The organism is Larkinella sp. C7 (assembly GCF_006149005.1).
Lineage (GTDB): Bacteria > Bacteroidota > Bacteroidia > Cytophagales > Spirosomataceae > Larkinella.
In genome coordinates this window covers 1-695 of record NZ_VBSL01000074.1, presented here as the reverse complement: position 1 = coordinate 695, position 695 = coordinate 1, and the positions used below count along the sequence as shown (strand labels likewise).

The 695-nt window shown below is 36.8% G+C and carries 1 protein-coding gene and 1 pseudogene; both read left to right on the top strand.

The window, feature by feature from the left end; genetic code table 11:
• Positions 1–294, top strand: a pseudogene (locus FH871_RS34420) (hypothetical protein); the annotation flags it as partial.
• A gap of 102 nt (positions 295–396) precedes the next feature.
• On the top strand, positions 397–642 hold the full coding sequence (locus FH871_RS34415; protein ID WP_002959619.1) for an acyl carrier protein: 246 nt from the start codon (positions 397–399) through the stop codon (positions 640–642).
• Positions 643–695 lie beyond the last annotated feature (53 nt).

The window sequence follows — 695 nt, the reverse complement described above, 5'->3', positions numbered from 1 at the left end:
GAAGGTACAGGACTTTCTATTTTTTCTGCTTTGAAGTCTGCAATTAAGGACGGTGGAACAAAGGCAAAATTGGGAGCCTTCTTTCTCAAGGATTCTCTTTATGGCCTACGCGATCTTATGGATTATTCATCAGCTGGGGGTGCTGTCCTGATTGGCCTGCAGGCCCCTGTTGTGAAGTGTCATGGTTCTAGTGATGCTAAATCTGTTTATTATACCATCAAGCAAGTTCGTACTATGTTAGAAAATCAAGTTGTGGACAAGATTGTGGATGAATTTTCTAAGAAAAATCATTGATAAGAAAGGAGAAGGATAGAAGTCTTGTAAAAGAAAATTGAATATAACTCCTATAATACCCCTTACTAAAATAGTTTATGAATCTTCTCGAAAGGAGAGCAAATGACCAGAAGTGAAATTTTTGATAAGATTAGTCAGATGATTAAGGAACAAATGCATCATGAGGATATGGAGGTGACGGAAGAGACCTCTTTAAAAGATGAACTTGGTGTTGATTCTATTGATTTAATGGAATTTGTCGTCAATCTTGAAGATGAGTTTTCTATTGAGATTCCTGATGATGATATTGAGACTATCGAGCAATTGGGGGATATGTTGGACTATCTGGAAGGTCGTCTGGTTAAATAAGATAAGTTAAGCTCTTAACCCGAGTAGGGTGAGAGCTTTTTAATTATTTAGAA